Genomic DNA, 13,563 nt, shown 5'->3' on the forward strand with positions numbered 1-13,563 from the left:
GTAGAGGCTGCTGCTGGCACCGTTTTGTATTTCTATTTCGAAACGAAAAAGAATATGAAATCTGGTCACGAAAACGATTTTGTTGTACGAGGACAATATGCTTTTCAACATAACCGTATTGATCCGCGCATTAGAAACAATGACTTCCAATATCAAAGAGGCTGGGGGAAAGATGCCGATCGTGTTCGACGTGGTGCGTATGATCGTTATCAGTTTTACCCAAGAGAATTTTATAACAGCATTCAACGCGAGGGACGAGCATATGACTTAGCGGCGAACTACCGAAGGCAAGATGCGATGGCTGCAAGAAATTCGCGGCGCGATGCAAAATACGCAACCGACTATTCACCGAAACGTAACGTTACAAGGCGTGATGAATCTATTGCCGATGATATATACATCCGTCTTACCGAGCACGGTGACCTCGATGCATCAGAGATGATGCTTGATGTGACAAACGGTGTTGTAGTTATTTCTGGATATGTTGATTCGCGCGCGTCAAAACGTCTAGCAGAGGATATTTGTGAGCATGTTCGCGGTGTTCAACAAGTAGAGAATAGACTGCGCGTGCAACCGCCGTTAGGAAATGGTGTTAGCATCGGCCGTTAGTAGACAGCTTCGATGCCATACACTTCTGAGAAGTATTGTTCTAAACCTTTTGCGCGGCTCTTTGGGAATCCAGGTTCTTCGAGCGTAATCCAAAACTCACCTTCATCATTTATTTTTGTGATGATGTAGGTGGTGGTGGGTGAGTATGCGCGCACCGATTTTGCGCCTTCACTAAAATGACTGAGCGTTTCTTCGATCAGATTTAAACTTTTTTGCACGCTGCAAGGTAACAATTTATCCCATCAACCGCCAACACGTGCTTCCATTATTGCGATCGTTCGGCTATCTTCCGCCACTTAAGAAAAGACGGTTGCCATGGAAAGTGCTTCGATTAAAGAAATCAGACAAGAATTAAAAGAGCAAGAATCGTCTCGCCTGCAAGAGATATGTCAACGTCTTGCACGCTATAAAAAAGAGAATAAGGAACTATTATCCTATCTTTTATTTGATTTTCATGACGAGAACGGATATGTTAATAAAGTAAAAGAAGAAATTGAGAATCATTTTGAAGATTTACCGCAGGGAAATGTCTACTATGTCAAGAAAAGTCTTCGCAAGATTTTGAGAATCGTAAATCGTCGCGTGAAATATTCTGAGGTCATTTCAACAGAGATCGATGTGCGCATTCACTTTTGTGAATTGGTGAAAAAGCACCGCGTGCCATTGCAGAAAAATGTCGTGTTGTCCAATATGTATCAGCAGCAGGTAAAGAAAATTCATTCGCTTATCGCAAAGCTGGATGAAGATCTTCAAGGGGACTTTGATACATCGATGTTATAGCTTGTTGATTGATTGCCTGCGAGCCTAGTGCCTCAAGTTTGTTTGTATTGAGGAAAATATTTTCCAAGGACGTGATAATCGTCGTTAAGGAAAGTAGGCATATTGATTTAATGATGTAAGGCATACGGTTGATCTCTCTTAGGATGCATTCATACCTCACAGTTGATACAATCCTTACTTTACACGGGTAACACCGTTTTGATGACATGGGATCAACGCAAAGAGAGGCTGTACTTGTTGCAGCCTCTTCTTTTTTTCTATGAAACCGCTTTTTTATGACGCTTTCGATGGCTTTTAATGCACAGCGACATTTGTCTGGCGCAATTCGCGAAATTGTCATAAGATTGTATCATGTTCGGATTTTATACCCCATTACTTTTCCTCCAAGGATTCTGCTTGTACCATGCCTACAAGAATAATGTAGAGCAACGTTGGTACTATCTCATTATCTTCTTGCCCATTGTGGGCTGCTTAATTTATTTGTATCACCATTTTTATAGTCGCCGGAGTATGGAGAGCATCGGGCAAACCGTCAAGCTCGCCGTCAACAGCAATTATCGGATCGAACAACTCGAAAAGAATCTTCGTTTTGCAGACAACGTAACAAATAGAATTCAATTGGCTGATGCATACGTAGCTGCCGGACGATACCCGGACGCGATCGCGTTATACGAAGAAAGTATGAGCGGATTTATGGCCGATGATCCTACGCTGAAGATGAAAGCTTTGGTAGCACATTTTCAGAATAAATCTTATGATGCTGCGATCACGTACGGGAGGCAGCTGGAAAATGAGAAATCTTTTAAGAATGCTGAAGAACGCATTGCTTTTGCGTGGTCACTTCACTTCGCTGGAAATGTAGCGGATGCAGAAAAGGAATTTGGCGGTATGAACAAAACTTTTACCAATTATCCGCATCGCTTGGCCTATGTAAAATTCTTGAAGCTTCATAGTAATCATGCAATGCTCGAGGAGGTAGTGAAGGAAATGTTTGAGGAGCATGATCACATGAAAGGTACCGAGCGCCGACTTTATCGCGATGTGTTTAATGAACTGCGAGATCTTGTGAAGAAATAATGTGGTTCAAGAAATAGTTTGTTAACTTTCTTGTATGCCGCTACAATATATTCTTGAACTCGTCGGAACGTTCTTCTTTGCCATATCAGGGTCTCTGGCCATACAAGATGATCATGACGACCTTTTCGGTGCCGGGTTTTTAGGCTTTGTAACAGCGATTGGTGGCGGTACCTTACGCGATATCATGCTTGACAGTTATCCACTTGTGTGGATTGGCGATATCAACTTTCTCTACGCAATTTTCGCAGGCGTTATCATGGCTTACATTTTCTTTAATCGGCTAATCGGACTGCGCAGAACTTTCGTCTTTTTTGATACGGTTGGAATTTCATTTTTCACCATACTCGGTGTTGAAAAAGCGCTTAGTCTTGGCGTTCGCCCAGAAATAGCCGCGATCATGGGAATGTTCAGCGCCGTGATGGGCGGTGTAATTCGCGACGTGTTCACGAAAGAAACACCAGTGCTTTTTAGAAAAGAAATCTACGCAACGGCCTGCCTAAGCGGCGCAATTGTTTATTTGTTACTCTATCGCTTTGGTGTCGATAGGAACATCAATCTGCTCATCTCAAGCACTGTCATTTTTACGGTGCGCATCCTCGCCATTAAATTTAAGTTGTCGTTGCCTACATTTAAGCGATAGCAAACTGTTCGATCTTCGATACATCCATGCGATCATTCAATCGATCGGAATAGTAAACCTCTTTAATCACGAGGTTCTTATCAATCAAAAACTCAGCGGGCATGGTGTTGAATGCTTCACCTGATTTCATCATGTGTGTCGGTAATTTTTGACCACTCGCTTTAAATGCAGTCTGCACAAACGATGATAGATGACTAATGACAGCTTTCGATGTAGACGGTTCCAATCCATATTGCGTGTACCAGTTTTTAGTTGGATCAGCAATAAGTGGTATGGGCGACACCCCAGTATGAAACGAGCTTCTCAACAACACGCTCGCTTTCGATTCAAAAAAGAATATCATCTCAAGGCCTTTGTCTTTCATGTCTTGATGAATCTTCGTTAGCGTGTGAACCCGAAGATTACAAAATGGACACCCAGCGTGGCGGAAGAATCCCAAGAAGATCTTTTTGTCGCGATACGATTCCAGATTGACTTGACGACCGTAAATGTCGGGGACGGCGAAAATTGGTGCCGATTGATTGGATTGAAGTTTCATTGGTGTTTCAGTGTATGAATATACGTTATCTTGCCACCGTTTAGATTTATAGGTTTGTTAATAATTTAAAATGTCGAATACTAAGCGCACAATCTTTGCCTGCGGTGCCGGTCTCCTCGCACCTTTTCTCCAGCACATGGCATCTCTTACCGGAAAGAAAAGGCCACGTATATGCTTGCTACCAACAGCCGTAGCCGACAGTCCAGCTTTTATTGAAACGTGGTTAACCCGTTGCGGTGGACTTGATATTGAACCACATGTTCAGAAAGTATTCATCTCAAGTTATGACCAAAAAATTTCCTTTGAAGAATCGCTGTTAAGCATGGATGGAATTGTTGTAAGCGGTGGTAATACGTTAAATATGATGGCCATCTGGAAGGCACAAGGTATTGACAAAATTCTTCGGAAGGCCTGGGATCAGGGAATTGTGCTGGCCGGAGGAAGTGCCGGATCGCTTTGCTGGTTTGAGCACGGAACCACCGATTCGCGTCCCATTGAAATTACAACCGTAGATTGTCTCGGATTTTTGGAAGCAAGTCATTGTCCGCATTACGATTCTGAGCCCACACGACGACCTCTTTATCACAACTACATTCGTTCGGGTACGTTTAAACCTGGCTATGCGTGCGACGACTATGCTGGAATTGTTTTTGAAGGCAATACGGTACGGCAAGTTGTTTCGCTGAAAGAAGAATGCAACGCCTATTACGTGTATGCAGAGAATGGCGAAGTAAAAGAACGCATACTTGAAAAAGTAGTATTGAAATAAACAGCATGAGTTCGCAAAATCGGCCCATCACCGTGGACTTGGTAATGCCTGAGATTGATTATTCAACTTCTCGGAGCAGTGGTCCTGGTGGCCAAAATGTAAATAAGGTAAATACCAAAGTCACGTTGAAATTTGATGTGAAGCAATCGCAATTACTAACGGAAGAGGAGAGGGCCGTGATTGTAGAGAAGCTTCACTCGAAGATTACGGTGGAAGGCGTGTTGGTTTTGGTGTCGCAAGAGAAACGATCGCAATTGGAAAACAAGTTGAATGTGAATGCGAAATTCAATTTGTTGATGCATAAAGCTTTTGAGAAAAAGAAATTGCGAAAGGCAACTAAACCTTCAAAGAGCGCGGTGAAAGAGCGTATCAAAAGCAAGAAGCAGCATTCGGAGAAAAAGAAATGGCGTCAAAAACCGGAGTAGATATGAAAGCAGGCACGTTGAGTATTTTAGGGTGTGGTTGGTTGGGTATGGCCGTGGCGGATCGGTTTTTACGCGAGGGATGGCAGGTGAATGGCTCTACGACAACGCAGGAAAAATTATCAACGTTAACAACGAAAGGCGTGAATGCGTTTTTGGTTGAGATGAATCCTCATCTCCAAGGAAGTGCATTAGATCGCTTCTTTCATGCCGATGTGTTGCTAGTGAGTGTACCGCCGCGACGCAAGGCCGGACTCACAGATTTGTACAATACCCAAATCGAATCGCTCTCCATCGCGTTAACAAAAACGAATATCACGCGCATTATCTTTATTAGCTCGACGAGTATTTATGACGATCTCAACCGCGAAGTGTTTGAAGAAGATGCCAATCCGTCGTCATATCTTTATCGCGCAGAGCAATGTTTGTTTTCTGTTGAAAACTATAAGACAACAGTGCTTCGTTTTGCAGGACTGATCGGAGGTGATCGCCATCCAGGAAGATTTTTATCAGGTAAACAGAATGTAGATGGTGCGGAGATGCCTGTGAACATGATTCATCAACAAGATTGTGTGAATATTATTATGGCGATTGTTCAGCAAGATTTATTCGGTGATGTGTTTAATGCATGTGCAGACCTGCATCCAACCAAGAAAGAATTTTACGAAGCTTCAAGCCGTGCGTTGAATGTCGCTCCACCAACCTTCAGCAACAACGTTCATACTCCGTTTAAGATTGTGAATGCTGATAAGCTGAAAGAAAAACTCCAATATCAATTCACCTACCCCGACCCCATGTCAATGATCTAATTCCTGCCAAAGACGTACTTCAGATTCTTACTCCCTTACCTGACTTCTTACTCCTGACTTCTTACTCCTTGCTCCTGACTTCTGACTTCTGATTTCTGACTTCTTACTACTTACTACTTACTACTTACTTCTTACTCCTGACTCCTGACTTCTGACTCCTTACTTCTTCTCCCCCTGGCACCACAATTTTACCCCTTCAAACAAACGTGCAAGCCATGAAATATCAAATTGAAGACAACGCTGTTTTGTTTGAAGTAGACAGAAGGCAGATAGCAGACATCACGCCCGGTGATGTTTTAGAAACAGAGCATTTTCCGGGAGGAGCGTATACGTGGACAGAGCAGGATAGTCAGTTTATCGAGAGCAATCCTGAGGCGAACGTGTATTTACGGATGGAGCGTCATGGTGATGCTTACGAAGGAAAGGGTATTTTAATTTTGCCTGCTGAAGTGAATTGGTAATACCGGAGAGCCAGTTGCCGGTTGCTGGTGTGCCGGTTTGTTTAGAGATGAGAGATATTGAAGGCTGCCCGTGGTGGTGGCCTTTTTAATTGTATTCATATAACATCAATCGAAAAAACGAAAGCTAAAAAAACGGGAACCGGCGACTGGAAACTGGAAAGCTGAAAACGGAAAACTGTGAACTGCATGTAGCGACGACTGAGGGAAAAGCACTGTTTTTATTTCCGTGCGAATGAGGGTATATTTGCCGATTCTTTAAAGTAATCGCATGAGGCTTGGACAATTAGCCAGAAAGTTGGCTATCCCACCATCAGACATCACAGACTTCCTGGCAACTCAGGGGGCAGCACCACTCGAAGGTGCCAATACAAGGTTATCCGACGAGCAACTGTCTATCGTCCTGCAACGGTTTGCACCGAATGGATTCAATGAGACGAACATCAATATTGATGACACGCTGCTCTCACAGCCGTCCGAATCTCCGCAGGAAAACTTCTCGAATCATCACGAAGATCAATCGGAAGAGATCATCTCAAATGCGCCTGCACCAATGTCGGCTGACGAACCATTAGCTGTCGTGACTGAGACTACTGCAACTTCGGATAGTGATGTCGAAAGTGAAGGCAAGATTGAAACCATTAAAGCGCAGAAGGTTTCCCTTTCCGGATTAAAAGTTCTTGGAAAAATCGAATTACCTGAGCCGAAGAAAAAAGTGCAGGAAGTTCAGCCAGAAGATTCAGAAGCGTCGAGTGAAGATAAACCGACAGAGAACAATCGCCCGCCGTACGAAAAGAAAAGACCGCATCACTTTAAGAAGGATCGTCGTGAGCAACGTCCAACGAAGAATCCAGTGGCCTTGGCGCGTGAGCGTGAAGCACGTGCTGCAGAAGACAAGCGCAAGGAAGATGAAAAGAGAAGAAAGGAATTGCGTACGTTAAATTACCAGAAGCGCGTGAAACCAGCAGCACCAACCAAAGCTGCTAGACTTATCGATGAAGATGTTGTGGGTATGTCGAGTGCCGATCTCAAGCCGGAACCGAAAACCTGGTTGGGCAAATTCTGGCGGTGGTTCACGACATAAATCTGACTTCGTAACCTATTCTTTGTCGGGATCGATGATGACGATTTTACCTGGGTGGCTAAATCGAAAGTCTTCCTTTTTTTGATTGATACCATACCGTTTGTTGACGTAGCCTTTTTCGTATGCTTTAACACGCGCTTCGAATTCAATGATCATTCCCGGTTTCAAATTGATCTCTTCGAAGCCTTTGGTCAAGGAGAACCATGCGTGATCAGTGACAACAATTTTCTTTTCAATGTCAATGACTTTTGTGAGGAGTACGGTTGACTCAGAATATCCTTGGTAGTTTGTTTTCTTTCCGAATCGTGAAAATACCGCGCGGAATTTTTTACGTTGTCCTTCGTCGTCTGATAGTTTTGATCGCATGTGCGTTATGTTTTTGATTTGCGTTGTCCGACGTAAAGAGCGACCATGACAAGCGCAGTTCCAATATAAGTAAAGATGGTGAGCGGCTCATCGAGGAGCAAATTCGAATACAAAAAGCCGAAAATAGGGCATAGGTACAACCACATTGAAGCGTGAACAGCATCACGTTTTAATAAACGTAACCAGAGTTGTACAGCAATGATTGAAACAGGAATGACTAGCCATGCGATAGATCCCCAAAACGTGAGATCGAAATGATTTTCGTGCTTATGTAACGCGAGGGCAAAGGGAACAAGCAAAAGCCCACCGATAAAAACTTGCCATGCATTGATGGTGGTTCTCGACAACGTCCAAGGTACTGCGGCGTAGTATACTGCACCTGCCGAGTATGCGAGCATACTCAATGCAAGTAAAATCATTCCTGAGAAAGTAGCATAACTCGTCGCAAAAAGTGGGTAAGCTGTTAGTACAACGCCGGCGATGCCAATGGCGATACTTATCCATTCTTGCAATCGCACACGGCGACGCATCCATATTGCGGAAAGAATACTTATGAACAATGGATTCAACGCAATTGCCAACGATGTAATTCCAGGTGTAATGAACTGTAACGCGATGACAAATAATCCTAAGTAGAGTGTCGTATTAAGGATGCCAAACAATGTTAGCTGTTTCCATTCTCCTCCTTTTGGTAACCTGCTTTTGTCGATGAACGATACGTAAGCAAGTAGAATAATACCAGCTAAAAGAAATCGAGTTGTGAAAAGTACGAGCGGCTCTGCAGATTGAAGTCCGAATTTCCCGGCCACAGATGCGGATGCCCAAAACATGACGAACAGTATTCCGGTAAAGAATGATTCAGACGAGAATTTTGGTGATGTATTCAAACGTAATTTCTTCCTTGCAAAGGTAGTGATCTATACGTGCTTCGGTGTTCACATGTTCACATATTTGTAAAATGAAAAAGCCCGTCGTAAAACGGGCTCTAACTTTTTATCGTATTTACAGATTAGAATTCGGCTACCGTAGTTTTACCACTATCCGTTACCACTTCAAAAGTGATTTCGCTGTTACCTTTAATTTGCGTGAGGTTGTAGATAAGACCGAAGCTTTTGTCAACGATGATCTTTTCTTCGTGAAGAACGCTAGATGCATTTGAAATCCTAACATACACACCTTCTGCACCTGAGCTCATTACATTCAACACGTACTTGCCTTCTGCGTTTGCAACTTTATTAACACGAACAAATGATTCTACTTTAGTTGCAGTATAGTTTACTTGCTCAAGTTGCTTACCAGCTTTGTCTTCAATAACGATCGTGTATTGACCTTCTGCTAATTGGCTGAAGTTATACGGACGCTTGAAAGATGCAACATTGGCAATCGTTTCAGTGAAGATCAACTTTTTGTTTTTATCAAGGATCGATACTTTCACATCACCTGCCATGTCGGATTTGTATACTACGCTGTAAACAGAATTGTTAGCAGAAGAAACAACCGCTTTAGTAGAAGCTGGTGCTTCAGCGAAAGCCGATACCGAGAGCAATGCAAAAACGAAAAGGAGAGATGTGATCCTGAAGTTCATGTTAGTGTTTTGTTTTTTTTTGTTGATGCAAAGGTGGGCTAATCCTTTAACCTGGCTTTTGAAAACACGTGTTGCGACAGATCGAGGTAAGAAATGCCGCACTAGTGAAGAATCATAATATTATATGCTGCCAATGGCCCGCCACAAAATGCATTCTCACAAACTTCAGGCGCCACAAAATGCTGTGAGCTTTAAAGATTCTATTCAATACTTTATATGGTTAATTTGTGTAAAATATTGTTTTAGAACTGAGTTTAAACCATTTAAACTGTGATTTTGGAATTTTATTTTGTTTTGGGCTCGCCTAAAAAGGGTCAGAAATGTTAAAAATGACCCGGGTTTCGACATCTTTGCCGATACCATTACACTAACGATCGGAAGCCTATAGAATTTTAGAAAGAGTCGCTGCTACCACCACCGCCGAAATCACCTCCTTTAACCGGCGCGTCTTGCACGTTGATCTGGTTCCCTCCCAATGTTTGTGATATCACGACTGCCTCAATGTTCATACCTGCCCATTTTTCAGGAAGATGATTCTCGCGAGTAAAGCCGTGACGAACGATTTTTAGGTAATTCAATAACGCTAAAGAGATCGATACGAGAATCACGCCTGCGATTGTTAGTGTGATTTCGGGATGTCCGAGGCTGAAATAATACTTAAAAGTGAATACAGCAAAAGCGATCACAATCAAGCTTACGCGAATGAGAACAATATTCTTCTGCACGATGCCGAAATACAAATAGATCATTGGGATAATTACTGTAAGCGCATAGAAAATCCACGCGAAAGGAATGTCCTGGCCCTCTTCAAGTGCTAATTCCATCATCTCAATGCTTAGCTCGCGAACGACGAAATAATTTCCACCACAGTATACAATGAGCAGACTGGTGCTTTCTATAATAAGGAGTGCATCACACCAAGGTTGAGCGCTGTCGTTTTGCCTCGCGCGACGTGTGATGAAATAGACCAGCCCAAATACGATCATCATGACAAACGGAATGATCTGCTGCGCGAAGCCACCCATCTCATATAAGCTGTTGAAGACAATGAATGCAAAACTTAAGACGGTACCAAGGGTTGCGATCAAATCGATGTAGCGAATTGCGGCGAACAAAAACAAGAAAAAGAAAACGTATGAGGTCACGGCTGTGGTAGGATTAGCTAACACGATCAATCCTCCGATAATAATTCCCACCCCAAAGTATAATAATGCTTCTGTAACGCCCGACTTGTAGTGTTTGCCTTGGGAAATCATGATTTCAAGGAGTACAATTGAGACCACGCCACCGAAAACGCAGGCACCTGCGATCGAGTCGTCGCTGCCAGTGTCCATCGCTAGAATAAGCAAACCTATCGCGCCGAATGATCCCAGAAGTGTAGCAGCAAAAAGTAAAATGCGGATAAACATATTGGGATGGTAGAAGCTGCATGGATATTCGCGTTCAATGGTATGGAATTGTTCTCGCGTAATGTAATCTTGTTTCATCCATTGCTTAACCTCTTTTTGAACGAGTAGATTTTTTAAGTTCGTCAAATTGTATGCTGTCGCCATAAAATCTATCGTTTAAAATGATTTTTAAATTTAACAATGAAGTATACGAAACCGCCACAAGAAAATACGGAGTAGAAAAACCAAAATATAATGTCATCCAAGCGCAGTACGTCGAAGATAAGGTAGGTGGTCGCTACGTAAGCGGCGAGAAAGGCATAAAGCAAAAATAGAAATGATCTTTTATAGCGTGCCACGTAATAGGAGAACGCGCACCCACCGACTACTAACAGGTAATAGATTATTGACCATTCTTCAGAGAATAATCCCGTGAGCGTAGAGACAAAGAAAATCAGTGCGTTGATGTTGAGGATGCTAAACGTGAAATGTTGCTTTATATTCTTTCGGTCGAGAAACATTGCGATGCTTGCCATGCCGATGCTAAAGAAGATTCCTGTGACGTGAAGATTTGACGCTTCGATAAAATCTCCACTATACCATTTCATCGGTGATATGGAAATACTCCAAAACGATGCGAATGCAGTAATGCCCAATGATAAAACGCCAAGGTGATCGAATCGGTAAGCGGTGTAGAAGAAGATAGCGGCGGTGATGAGCGTCGTGATTCCCATCGCATCGTCTAAAATTTCATATTGAAACTGCGCGTATCCCAGCACTGTAATGAGCAAAAGCGAGGCGAGCAGTACAATGTAGTCGTAGTAGGGAATAGGATGCTTAACAATGTTGTTGCTGTAAGGGACGGCTCTTGTCATGACAAACCAATAACAGACCGTTGTTAACGCGATTAAAAAGATGATGCTTAACAGATGGCCGATGTCGCCGATATTTTGATAGACAAGAATTCCAAGACCGGATGTGAGTAATAATACGCCGAGGTAGAGAATGACACGTAAATCATAGAAAACGGATACAAGTTTGCCAGAGAACAACGGATCGATGCGTTCAAATTGATCTTTTGAAAGGAGCACTTTGTCGAGGAGCTCTTGGGGAAGTTTTTTGATCATATCCATAAATGTCGTGAAAAATGTGACGATAATTTATTGTGATATCTAAATATCCTTTAACACAACCTGATTCTTGCGTTCACGATCAGATTGAAAAAAATAAATATGTTAAATGAATCAAAAGTTCGAAACCTATGTTCGTTATTTTTCGAACAATTCATCCTGTTCTAACCTAACATTCCCTCATGAATAAATCTTACCGGATTGACTCGATCGATTTGCTTCGTGGTATTGTGATGATCTTAATGGCACTTGACCACGTGCGCGACTACTTTCACGCTGACGCCTTTTTATATAACCCGTTAGACTTGACACAAACTAGTGTGCCTTTGTTTTTTACGCGATGGATCACACATTTTTGTGCGCCGGTTTTCGTGTTCCTAGCAGGTACTTCCTCTTTCCTCGTCGGTGAGCGCAAATCGAAAAAGGAACTGAGTTTCTTCTTGGTGAAGCGCGGCATTTGGTTGATCGTACTCGAGTTAACCATTATCAATTTTGCCTGGTTCTATAATATTTCGTTTTCACTGATCATTTTGGTTGTGATCTGGGTGTTGGGCGTTGGTATGTTGGTGCTCGCGGCAGCCATTCATTTGCGATACTATGTGGTGATGGTGCTCGGCTTCGCTTTGGTGTTTGGCCACAATCTCCTCGACGGCATCTACGTGGATGGAAATAATGCAGATGCTATTGGATGGACAATGCTCCACGGCTTCAAAGCCTTCCCCGTAACCGATCATTTTACGTTGTTTGCTGGTTATGCCATCTTACCATGGACGGGTATCATGTTACTCGGGTATTGTTTTGGTAAATTGTTTACACCTGCTTTTCAGGAAAGACGTGAAAAAATACTGCTAAGCATCGGCGGTGGATTAATTCTACTGTTTGTGATCTTACGTTTGCCAAATATTTATGGCGATCCAAGTCCATGGTCAGTGCAGTCAACCACAATCGATACAATATTGTCGTTCATCAATGTTTCTAAATATCCGCCGTCGCTGTTGTACACCTTGATTACGCTCGGCCCGGCAATCATTTTTCTTTCACAAGCGGATAAACTGAATTTCAATTCTTGGTTTAACCGAATGGCGTGGACGCTAGGCAAAGTGCCGATGTTCTATTATGTCTTACACTTGTATTTGATTCACTCGCTGGCGGTGGCAGCAGCCTTGTTAACGGGTTATGATTTAAATGACATGGTTTTCACGACGTGGGTAACTGACTCGCCTAATCTGAAAGGCTATGGCTTCAATTTGTGGATTGTTTATGCTGTATGGATTTTTGTTGTTCTATCTTTGTACCCACTTTGCAAATGGTTTGCGAAGTACAAAGCAGACCATCGCGAAAAATGGTGGTTGAGTTACTTATAACAACGAACGATATGACAAAAACTAAAATAACAGTAAACAACAATGGATCGCTCAAGATCGATGGCGATTTTGAAATTGTTGATATGCAAGGCAATGCGTATGGACTACAAGGTCGAACAGTAGTATCATTATGTCGCTGTGGGTTGTCTAATAACAAACCGTTTTGTGACGGCGCGCATAAAGGCCACTTAGAGCATGAGGCAAAAGCATTTGATCTACCATCGAAGAAACAATAATCGCTACGCATGAAGGCATATGTTATTGTAGATGTATCGATTCACGATGCTACACGCTATGAAGATTACAAGAAGTTAACACCTGCATCGCTGTTACCTTTCGAGGGTAAGTTTGTGGTGCGCGGCGGAAATGCAGAAACGCTCGAAGGCGACTGGACTCCTGGGCGTGTAGTCGTACTTGAGTTTCCCAACAAAGAGAAAGCGAAGGCATGGTGGAGTTCAGAGCTGTATGCGCCTGCTAAAGCACTGCGACAAGCAACGGCAACAACGCAGATGATTCTTGTTGAAGGCGTAGCGCCTTAAGAAAT

20 protein-coding genes are annotated in these 13,563 nt (G+C 42.8%); 13 read left to right on the plus strand and 7 right to left on the minus strand.

Annotation, left to right across the window (positions count from 1 at the left end; translation table 11 throughout):
- Window positions 1-54 precede the first annotated feature (54 nt).
- Window positions 55-609, plus strand: coding sequence for a BON domain-containing protein (locus DQQ10_RS16190; protein ID WP_112747928.1), 555 nt, complete (start codon window positions 55-57; stop codon window positions 607-609).
- Here the strand turns inward: DQQ10_RS16190 and DQQ10_RS16195 are convergent.
- Window positions 606-827, minus strand: a complete 222-nt coding sequence (locus DQQ10_RS16195; protein WP_112747929.1) for a hypothetical protein — start codon at window positions 825-827, stop codon at window positions 606-608. The genes DQQ10_RS16190 and DQQ10_RS16195 overlap by 4 nt on opposite strands.
- Before the next feature lie 97 nt (window positions 828-924).
- On the opposite strand from DQQ10_RS16195, the gene DQQ10_RS16200 reads away from it, so the two are divergent.
- The 3 genes from DQQ10_RS16200 to DQQ10_RS16210 all read left to right on the plus strand — a co-directional run bounded on the left by DQQ10_RS16200 (window position 925) and on the right by DQQ10_RS16210 (window position 3,106).
- Entirely contained in the window at window positions 925-1,389 is a 465-nt protein-coding gene (locus tag DQQ10_RS16200; RefSeq protein ID WP_112747930.1) for a hypothetical protein, read from the plus strand.
- Between the two features lie 351 nt (window positions 1,390-1,740).
- Complete coding sequence (locus tag DQQ10_RS16205) at window positions 1,741-2,466, plus strand: hypothetical protein (protein WP_133259676.1); 726 nt, start codon at window positions 1,741-1,743, stop codon at window positions 2,464-2,466.
- A gap of 34 nt (window positions 2,467-2,500) precedes the next feature.
- Complete coding sequence (locus tag DQQ10_RS16210) at window positions 2,501-3,106, plus strand: trimeric intracellular cation channel family protein (protein ID WP_112747932.1); 606 nt, start codon at window positions 2,501-2,503, stop codon at window positions 3,104-3,106.
- Here the strand turns inward: DQQ10_RS16210 and DQQ10_RS16215 are convergent.
- Window positions 3,096-3,644 (minus strand): redoxin domain-containing protein, encoded by a 549-nt coding sequence (locus DQQ10_RS16215; protein WP_112747933.1) that lies wholly within the window; start codon window positions 3,642-3,644, stop codon window positions 3,096-3,098. The two genes, DQQ10_RS16210 and DQQ10_RS16215, sit on opposite strands and share 11 nt — an antisense overlap.
- 70 nt (window positions 3,645-3,714) lie before the next feature.
- Between DQQ10_RS16215 and DQQ10_RS16220 the strand changes: the two genes are divergently transcribed.
- The 5 genes from DQQ10_RS16220 (at window position 3,715) to DQQ10_RS16240 (ending at window position 7,186) form a co-directional block, all read left to right on the plus strand.
- Window positions 3,715-4,413: a Type 1 glutamine amidotransferase-like domain-containing protein gene (locus tag DQQ10_RS16220; RefSeq protein WP_112747934.1), complete on the plus strand. Its 699-nt coding sequence runs from the start codon at window positions 3,715-3,717 to the stop codon at window positions 4,411-4,413.
- 5 nt (window positions 4,414-4,418) lie between these two features.
- Window positions 4,419-4,838: an alternative ribosome rescue aminoacyl-tRNA hydrolase ArfB gene (gene arfB / locus DQQ10_RS16225; RefSeq protein ID WP_112747935.1), complete on the plus strand. Its 420-nt coding sequence runs from the start codon at window positions 4,419-4,421 to the stop codon at window positions 4,836-4,838.
- Window positions 4,839-4,840: 2 nt separating this feature from the next.
- Complete coding sequence (locus tag DQQ10_RS16230) at window positions 4,841-5,644, plus strand: SDR family oxidoreductase (protein ID WP_165823965.1); 804 nt, start codon at window positions 4,841-4,843, stop codon at window positions 5,642-5,644.
- Window positions 5,645-5,859: 215 nt separating this feature from the next.
- Window positions 5,860-6,105 (plus strand): hypothetical protein, encoded by a 246-nt coding sequence (locus tag DQQ10_RS16235; RefSeq protein ID WP_112747937.1) that lies wholly within the window; start codon window positions 5,860-5,862, stop codon window positions 6,103-6,105.
- Window positions 6,106-6,373: 268 nt separating this feature from the next.
- Window positions 6,374-7,186 (plus strand): hypothetical protein, encoded by an 813-nt coding sequence (locus tag DQQ10_RS16240; RefSeq protein WP_112747938.1) that lies wholly within the window; start codon window positions 6,374-6,376, stop codon window positions 7,184-7,186.
- A 15-nt stretch (window positions 7,187-7,201) separates the two neighbouring features.
- Here DQQ10_RS16240 and DQQ10_RS16245 read toward each other — a convergent pair whose 3' ends face one another.
- Together DQQ10_RS16245 and DQQ10_RS16250 are read right to left on the minus strand one after the other, a co-directional pair.
- A complete protein-coding gene (locus tag DQQ10_RS16245) occupies window positions 7,202-7,552 on the minus strand; it encodes a hypothetical protein (protein WP_112747939.1) in 351 nt (116 codons plus the stop codon).
- A 5-nt stretch (window positions 7,553-7,557) separates the two neighbouring features.
- Window positions 7,558-8,382, minus strand: a complete 825-nt coding sequence (locus DQQ10_RS16250) for a DMT family transporter (protein WP_112747940.1) — start codon at window positions 8,380-8,382, stop codon at window positions 7,558-7,560.
- Here DQQ10_RS16250 and DQQ10_RS28320 point away from each other — a divergent pair.
- A complete protein-coding gene (locus DQQ10_RS28320; protein WP_262511772.1) occupies window positions 8,381-8,509 on the plus strand; it encodes a hypothetical protein in 129 nt (42 codons plus the stop codon). The two genes, DQQ10_RS16250 and DQQ10_RS28320, sit on opposite strands and share 2 nt — an antisense overlap.
- Before the next feature lie 52 nt (window positions 8,510-8,561).
- Here the strand turns inward: DQQ10_RS28320 and DQQ10_RS16255 are convergent, their stop codons facing one another.
- From DQQ10_RS16255 to DQQ10_RS16265, 3 genes are all read right to left on the minus strand, one after another.
- A complete protein-coding gene (locus DQQ10_RS16255; protein WP_112747941.1) occupies window positions 8,562-9,137 on the minus strand; it encodes a hypothetical protein in 576 nt (191 codons plus the stop codon).
- Between the two features lie 392 nt (window positions 9,138-9,529).
- Complete coding sequence (locus DQQ10_RS16260) at window positions 9,530-10,690, minus strand: hypothetical protein (protein WP_112747942.1); 1,161 nt, start codon at window positions 10,688-10,690, stop codon at window positions 9,530-9,532.
- A gap of 5 nt (window positions 10,691-10,695) precedes the next feature.
- The gene (locus tag DQQ10_RS16265; protein ID WP_112747943.1) at window positions 10,696-11,658 is read right to left on the minus strand and encodes a DUF2157 domain-containing protein; all 963 of its coding nucleotides are present in this window, start codon (window positions 11,656-11,658) and stop codon (window positions 10,696-10,698) included.
- 179 nt (window positions 11,659-11,837) lie between these two features.
- On the opposite strand from DQQ10_RS16265, the gene DQQ10_RS16270 reads away from it, so the two are divergent.
- Genes DQQ10_RS16270 through DQQ10_RS16280 form a run of 3 tightly spaced genes read left to right on the plus strand, consistent with a single transcriptional unit; the run spans window position 11,838 to window position 13,558 of the window.
- Window positions 11,838-13,019, plus strand: coding sequence for a DUF1624 domain-containing protein (locus tag DQQ10_RS16270; RefSeq protein ID WP_112747944.1), 1,182 nt, complete (start codon window positions 11,838-11,840; stop codon window positions 13,017-13,019).
- 11 nt (window positions 13,020-13,030) lie between these two features.
- Window positions 13,031-13,255, plus strand: a complete 225-nt coding sequence (locus DQQ10_RS16275) for a CDGSH iron-sulfur domain-containing protein (RefSeq protein ID WP_112747945.1) — start codon at window positions 13,031-13,033, stop codon at window positions 13,253-13,255.
- Window positions 13,256-13,264: 9 nt separating this feature from the next.
- On the plus strand, window positions 13,265-13,558 hold the full coding sequence (locus DQQ10_RS16280) for a DUF1330 domain-containing protein (RefSeq protein WP_112747946.1): 294 nt from the start codon (window positions 13,265-13,267) through the stop codon (window positions 13,556-13,558).
- The last annotated feature ends 5 nt before the right edge of the window (window positions 13,559-13,563 follow it).

This window comes from Pseudochryseolinea flava (assembly GCF_003286915.1).
Lineage (GTDB): Bacteria > Bacteroidota > Bacteroidia > Cytophagales > Cyclobacteriaceae > Ohtaekwangia > Ohtaekwangia flava.

Coding starts and splice junctions, on each gene's coding strand:
- DQQ10_RS16260 (WP_112747942.1), bottom strand. CDS start 10,690: ATGGCGACAGCATACAATTTGACGAACTTAAAAAATCTACTCGTTCAA.
- DQQ10_RS16240 (WP_112747938.1), top strand. CDS start 6,374: ATGAGGCTTGGACAATTAGCCAGAAAGTTGGCTATCCCACCATCAGAC.
- DQQ10_RS16190 (WP_112747928.1), top strand. CDS start 55: ATGAAATCTGGTCACGAAAACGATTTTGTTGTACGAGGACAATATGCT.
- DQQ10_RS16270 (WP_112747944.1), top strand. CDS start 11,838: ATGAATAAATCTTACCGGATTGACTCGATCGATTTGCTTCGTGGTATT.
- DQQ10_RS16210 (WP_112747932.1), top strand. CDS start 2,501: ATGCCGCTACAATATATTCTTGAACTCGTCGGAACGTTCTTCTTTGCC.
- DQQ10_RS16205 (WP_133259676.1), top strand. CDS start 1,741: ATGTTCGGATTTTATACCCCATTACTTTTCCTCCAAGGATTCTGCTTG.
- arfB (WP_112747935.1), top strand. CDS start 4,419: ATGAGTTCGCAAAATCGGCCCATCACCGTGGACTTGGTAATGCCTGAG.
- DQQ10_RS28320 (WP_262511772.1), top strand. CDS start 8,381: ATGACGAACAGTATTCCGGTAAAGAATGATTCAGACGAGAATTTTGGT.
- DQQ10_RS16235 (WP_112747937.1), top strand. CDS start 5,860: ATGAAATATCAAATTGAAGACAACGCTGTTTTGTTTGAAGTAGACAGA.
- DQQ10_RS16250 (WP_112747940.1), bottom strand. CDS start 8,382: ATGTTTTGGGCATCCGCATCTGTGGCCGGGAAATTCGGACTTCAATCT.
- DQQ10_RS16255 (WP_112747941.1), bottom strand. CDS start 9,137: ATGAACTTCAGGATCACATCTCTCCTTTTCGTTTTTGCATTGCTCTCG.
- DQQ10_RS16220 (WP_112747934.1), top strand. CDS start 3,715: ATGTCGAATACTAAGCGCACAATCTTTGCCTGCGGTGCCGGTCTCCTC.
- DQQ10_RS16265 (WP_112747943.1), bottom strand. CDS start 11,658: ATGGATATGATCAAAAAACTTCCCCAAGAGCTCCTCGACAAAGTGCTC.
- DQQ10_RS16275 (WP_112747945.1), top strand. CDS start 13,031: ATGACAAAAACTAAAATAACAGTAAACAACAATGGATCGCTCAAGATC.
- DQQ10_RS16200 (WP_112747930.1), top strand. CDS start 925: ATGGAAAGTGCTTCGATTAAAGAAATCAGACAAGAATTAAAAGAGCAA.
- DQQ10_RS16215 (WP_112747933.1), bottom strand. CDS start 3,644: ATGAAACTTCAATCCAATCAATCGGCACCAATTTTCGCCGTCCCCGAC.
- DQQ10_RS16280 (WP_112747946.1), top strand. CDS start 13,265: ATGAAGGCATATGTTATTGTAGATGTATCGATTCACGATGCTACACGC.
- DQQ10_RS16230 (WP_165823965.1), top strand. CDS start 4,841: ATGAAAGCAGGCACGTTGAGTATTTTAGGGTGTGGTTGGTTGGGTATG.
- DQQ10_RS16245 (WP_112747939.1), bottom strand. CDS start 7,552: ATGCGATCAAAACTATCAGACGACGAAGGACAACGTAAAAAATTCCGC.